General features: G+C 69.5%; 6 protein-coding genes and 1 pseudogene. 4 read left to right on the forward strand and 3 right to left on the reverse strand.

Annotated elements, in window-relative coordinates; all coding sequences use genetic code 11:
- Nucleotides 1-109: 109 nt before the first annotated feature.
- Together ACFCZF_RS40640 and ACFCZF_RS40645 are read right to left on the reverse strand one after the other, a co-directional pair.
- Nucleotides 110-376, reverse strand: coding sequence for a hypothetical protein (locus ACFCZF_RS40640; RefSeq protein ID WP_376675953.1), 267 nt, complete (start codon nucleotides 374-376; stop codon nucleotides 110-112).
- Nucleotides 301-900, reverse strand: coding sequence for a hypothetical protein (locus tag ACFCZF_RS40645; RefSeq protein ID WP_376675954.1), 600 nt, complete (start codon nucleotides 898-900; stop codon nucleotides 301-303). The genes ACFCZF_RS40640 and ACFCZF_RS40645 overlap by 76 nt, the downstream gene beginning before the upstream one ends.
- A 597-nt stretch (nucleotides 901-1,497) precedes the next feature.
- Here ACFCZF_RS40645 and ACFCZF_RS40650 point away from each other — a divergent pair.
- The 3 genes and pseudogenes from ACFCZF_RS40650 to ACFCZF_RS40660 form a co-directional block, all read left to right on the forward strand.
- A pseudogene (locus ACFCZF_RS40650) lies at nucleotides 1,498-1,785 on the forward strand (hypothetical protein); the annotation flags it as partial.
- Nucleotides 1,786-1,916: 131 nt separating this feature from the next.
- Nucleotides 1,917-2,501: an ImmA/IrrE family metallo-endopeptidase gene (locus ACFCZF_RS40655; RefSeq protein WP_376675955.1), complete on the forward strand. Its 585-nt coding sequence runs from the start codon at nucleotides 1,917-1,919 to the stop codon at nucleotides 2,499-2,501.
- A 42-nt stretch (nucleotides 2,502-2,543) separates the two neighbouring features.
- Entirely contained in the window at nucleotides 2,544-2,843 is a 300-nt protein-coding gene (locus ACFCZF_RS40660; RefSeq protein ID WP_376675956.1) for a hypothetical protein, read from the forward strand.
- Nucleotides 2,844-3,117: 274 nt separating this feature from the next.
- On the opposite strand, the gene ACFCZF_RS40665 is transcribed toward ACFCZF_RS40660, so the two are convergent.
- On the reverse strand, nucleotides 3,118-4,113 hold the full coding sequence (locus tag ACFCZF_RS40665; protein WP_376675957.1) for an alpha/beta hydrolase family protein: 996 nt from the start codon (nucleotides 4,111-4,113) through the stop codon (nucleotides 3,118-3,120).
- Between the two features lie 199 nt (nucleotides 4,114-4,312).
- On the opposite strand from ACFCZF_RS40665, the gene ACFCZF_RS40670 reads away from it, so the two are divergent.
- Complete coding sequence (locus ACFCZF_RS40670) at nucleotides 4,313-4,918, forward strand: TetR/AcrR family transcriptional regulator (protein WP_376675958.1); 606 nt, start codon at nucleotides 4,313-4,315, stop codon at nucleotides 4,916-4,918.
- Nucleotides 4,919-5,077: the final 159 nt, after the last annotated feature.

The raw sequence follows: 5,077 nt of genomic DNA on the forward strand, positions 1-5,077 counted from the left end.
CGCCAGCACTACGGCCGGGCCGGCTTCGACCTCCTGCGAAGACGCATCCTCCTGGCGCACTGACCAGCTCGCTTCACGGAAAGTGCCGAAGAGCCGTAGTTCTCCCCAGTCAGTCGGCGTCGGCGGCCTTGTGCAGTGCGATGAGCCGGCCGTGCTCTCCGATCGCGCCGTTCAAGGCCGCGGCGGCCTTCTGCCAGGCGTTCGCTGCCATAGCGTGTTCGCGCTGCTTTTGCTCGTGATCGCAGCGGACTTGGTCCGGGTCGGCGAGTCCGCCCTTGTCCCGCAGCTTCTTGAACGCCGTCAGGTCTGCCTTGGCCCTGTTGAAGCGGGAGGCGGTCTCGGCGGCGTTCTTCTCCAGACCGGCGCGGTGTCCCACAGCCCGAGGATCGCCTCCAGGACGAGGACGCGCTTCTCATCCTTCCCTCCGCCCAGAAAGGCGGAGGCGATCGTGTGCTGCCGCAGGGCCAGGACGGTGTTGTAGTAGTCATCCAAGTCCAGACGGGTGGCGCCTCGGGCTGCCTGCGGCAGGCCCAGGATGTCCTGGATCAAGGCGCCGGCTGTCACCTCGCCGGTCTTCGCGCTCCTGACGGGCAGCGAGTGCTCGGTGTCGTTGTCGAGGTTTCTCACCGACACCCGGGCACGCGGGTTGGAGCCGCTGCGGGTGGCTTGCCAGCGGGTGCCGGCGACGCGGAAGGTTAGCCTGATCTGGTGGCACGCACCGACCTCCGGCATGATCGTTGCCGTGGTGAGGCCCAGTGGGTAGAGCAGCGCTTCCAGAGCGGTGGACTTGCCCGCCCCGGAGTGACCCACAAGGAAGGTCACCAGGCCTCTGATGAAGCGGGTCAGCCAGACATCGCCACGCTGAAACTCCAGTTTCTCGATCACAAACGACGGGCCCACCAGGTCTCCTTCACATCAGGCGTTGATCCACACCTGAAACGACCGTCGGCCGAAAGAGTGACGCAGCCGCAGGTGCCCTCCCGGTTCGGCTCGGATGAACGGCTCGCGGTGCGGATGCACGTACGAACTGCTCGCGCGGCCTTTACGACCTTGATGGCGGGTCGTGAGATACGGTCGAGGGCCACTGCCGCTCGCACGGCGCTACTCCTACCCGTGGCAGGGAAGGCGTACGAGCGACGGGTCACCCCCGCTCGCCTCAATGACCTCCCAGCGTATCGGCGCCACCGGGCCGTTCCCGCTTGAGCGGGCTCTACGATCGCATCAAGGCCCGCAGGATGTACGAGCACGGGTCACTCCCGCTCGCGCGGGCTCTGCAGGAATGGGCAGGACCGTTCGGCCAGGGCAGTTGGGTCACTCCCACTCACGTGGGCTCTACGCCCGACACCTAGTGAGCCCGCTGCGCCGTGACGGGGCACTCCCGCTCGCGCGGGCACTACTACTCGGAAACGTCTGGGAGAGTGAACGCAGGGAGAACAGTGCGGAGTTGATGCTCGTGGACGTCGTGATTGGCGTTGACCAAAAGGAGGCGCCGACTCAGAGAGGCAGCTGTGGTCGCTGTACGAGTGGCTGCTGACTGATGCGGCATGCCGCCGGCACGCCCGCCCCGCGTTGGGATCGGGCACCGCGGCAGTCCCCGGGGCGCAAGGCGGCCTCATCGACGTGCTGAGCCTGATACTCGGGACGGGCTTCAACGCTGCCTCGCTTGCGGTGGCAATCGCCGCATGGCGGCGCAGCCGGCCCCAAACGCCGACGCTCGTCGTCGAACGCCCCGACGGGACCCGGATCCTCCTGACCGGAGCAGCGGGCGAGGAGGCCGGGCGTCTGCTCGCCGAACTGGAGCGGAACGGGCGTAGCGGACATGCACGATCCGGCGCCCGCGTCCAGGGCGGTTCTGGTAGGGGCCAGCACTCACGGCACTGGACGACCTGCCGGCGGTGCAGGCCAATGTCCCCGCGTTGCACGATCTTCTGGGTGACCCGGTGCTGCATCTGGCCGCGGAGGACTGCCAGACACTGGTGGACCCGGCCTCCCCACGCGAGGTATCCGCTGCCGTCCGGGCGGCGGCACGTGAAGCCACGGGCACCCTGCTGGTCTACTACGCAGGTCACGGCCTTATTGCCGCTGCCGCCCCTGCCACCGCCGCCGAGGCCGAGGAGATGGCGGCCACCGCGCGCCGCATGCTCGGGCTGGGGCCCGCCGGTCCGGCCCACAACATCGCGGGTCTGGCCGCCGCCCTCGGTCTCCTGATCTTCTCCCTCGACCGCGGGCACGGCGCGGACGGCGGCACCGTGCTCCTGGGGCGGGGCGGCGTGACGCTCATCAACGGCAGTCGGATGGTGGGCCGCCGCCGTCTCGCCGCCGCGCACGAACTGGGCCACTTCCTCATCGCCGACGAGTACGCCATGAACTGGCGGATTGCCTCGGCGGACGCCGACGGCCAAGAGGCCCGGCTCGACCGGTTCGCCCGGGCCCTACTGCTGCCGGAGAGCGATCTGCGCGCGCGTTGGGCGCGGTGGACGCACGCACCCGACGAGGGCTGACGGGAAGCCGCGGTTCGCGCCGCCAGTTACTACCGGGTGGACATGGCCACCCTGGCACGGCGCCTCGAGGAGCTTCGCCTGGTCGAGCACTCAAGGGCCGAGGACATTCGGCAGGTGCAGACCCGGAGGGCCGACATCGTGGAGAAGGACCTCGTGGTCAGCGACGAGCTGGCCCCGGTCGCTCTGCCCAGCCCGTACGAGCAGGCCGTGCTGGCCCTGTTTCGCAGAGAGGCCGTGACCGAGGGAAGGGCGTTGGGGCTCCTGCTCGGCACCTTCGACAGCGCCTCGCTGCCCGAGCTGCCGCCCGTTCCCGCATCCGAGATCTGGACCGTCACGTCGTGACCGACGAGCCAGCGGCCTATGTGCTGAACCACGGTCCCGGTCGCTGGTGTTTTGGGCCGGACTTGCCGCACCGTCCCGTCGGGAAGGGTGTTGCCCCTCGGATCGGTCGCCGCTGCGGTGGGGCTCAGGTCCGCGAGTTGTGCACGGTGGCCGCATCTTCCTGGGCACGCGACCTGGCCGTGCAGCGCGCACGGCAGATCCTGGCCCGGATCCGCGAGCTGATCGGCGTGCAGTGCACCATCACCCCCTGGCTCCGCATGGGCGGCGAGGTGGCTTACGGTCGGGAAGGTGCTGCCGTCGCCTGCTTCTTGGCGTCGACCCGCCCGTGGGCGGGTGCGTGTTCGGCCAGGGCCTTCATCGCCTCGGGCCAGGCCGCGTCCTCGTCGAGAAGTGCGGAGCGCAGGTAGGCGCAGGTCATGCGCTGGGTGATGGCGAGGCGGTCCGGGTCGGCGTCGTCTGTCTCGTCCAGGTCGTAGCCCGCCACGCCACCCAGGAAGTGGGCTCCGCCGAGGAGCGTCAGCAGGTATCCCCCGCCCGGCCCGTAGCGGTAAGCGTCTGTGTGCCATTCGGCGCCGCGTACGGTCAGCTTGGGGCTGTGATCAGCGTCGCCGTAGACGACCAGCGTGGGTGTGGTCATGTGGGAGAAGTCGAGGTTCATCTCGGGGAAATTTGCCCGTACGGCGTCGGTGAGGCTGTCGCCGCCGTTGCCGGACGGCGCCAGCAGGACGCCGGCCTTGATGCGCGGCTCCAGGGCGTCGGTTTCGGTACCGTCGGCGTTCTTCAGCCGCGCGCCGAGGAGCATGCCGACGGTGTTGGTGCCGCCTGAGTGCCCCACGGCCGCGATGTTGGTGTGGTCCAGTCGTCCGGCGAGGGCCGGGATCTGCTCCTCGATCTCGGCGAGGCCATCGAGGATGAGGGTCATGTCGTCGATCCGCGACTGCCCGAAGATCGGGAAGCCCTGCGCGCTGGGGTCGAGGCCGAGCCCGTCCATCCGCGAGCTGAGGTGGCTTGGCTGGATGACCGCGAAGCCGCGCTCGGCGTAGAAGGTCACCAGCGGGTCGTAGCCGTCCTTCGAGGGGATGTAGAGGGCTTCGCCGCCGCCGTGCGAGAGCAGGACGATGGGCAGGTCATTCCCCTCGGCGGGGGCGGTCACCCGCAGTGGCAGGGGCAGGGGGCGGCCGGGAGCGGGCAGGGTGATGCGGCTGACGGTCAGGGTCCTGGCCGCTTGCGCGGCGGGGATGTTGCGGGCTGCGTCGATCAGGTGGTTCATGGCTTGTCCTTCTGGCCGGAGGGGCCTTGTGTCGGGCCCGTGCGTGCTCGTCGCCGCCTTGGGGCGCCGGCGGCCTTCGCACTGGTGCCATGGGCCGGGCAGGTGGAGTGTGTCCGTGGGATGGGCTACGCTCCACCTAACCGGAAACACTTTCCAGAACTATACGGAAGACCTTTCCGGTTATGCAACCGGAGGAAGCATGAGCGAGAAGACAGGGCAGCTGCGCCGCGTCCGCGCGGACGCGCAGCGCAACGTGGACGCCTTGGTCGAGGCCGCGCGGACAGTCTTCGACACGACCGGAGTCGGCGCACCCGCGAAGGAGATCACCGACCTGGCCGGAGTCGGCGTCGGTACGCTCTACCGGCACTTTCCCCTGCGCTCGGACCTGGTCAAGGCAGTGGTGGAGAGCGGGATCGACGCCGTCGTCGCCGCGGGGCCCGAACTCAGCGCCGCCCACGCGCCTGCCGAGGCGCTCACCGCCTGGCTGCGCCGGTACACGCAGCTCCTGGGCACCAAGCGCGGGCTGGCCCCCGCCCTCCACTCGGGTGATCCGGCATACGAGGGCCTGGCCGACTACTTCATGGAGAAGGCCGGCCCCGTTCTGGCGGGCCTGCTGGACTCCGCCGCAGCCGACGGAGCCGTCCGTGACGACATCAGCGCACCAGACCTGCTGTACGCCGTCGCCAACCTGTGCATTCCCGTCCCCGGCAGGGGCTTCGACTACAACCAGCGCATGGTCGCACTGCTGACCGACGGACTGCGCACGGCCCGCCACCGCACAGCGCCGCCCGCCCCACAGCGGTGACCGCCAGGCGACGCCCGCGCAGCGGAGGCGGACCTGATTGCTCTGAGCGCAGGCGCGCGGGCCTCGCTAGGCCGTGTCTGATAATTGATCATGCTGCGGTGTCGCGGAGCCACAAGATGAGCGAGGCCAGGTGTAGTCCCGCCTGGTAGCGGACGGCGA

This window comes from Streptomyces sp. NPDC056296, from assembly GCF_042268605.1.
GTDB lineage: Bacteria > Actinomycetota > Actinomycetes > Streptomycetales > Streptomycetaceae > Streptomyces.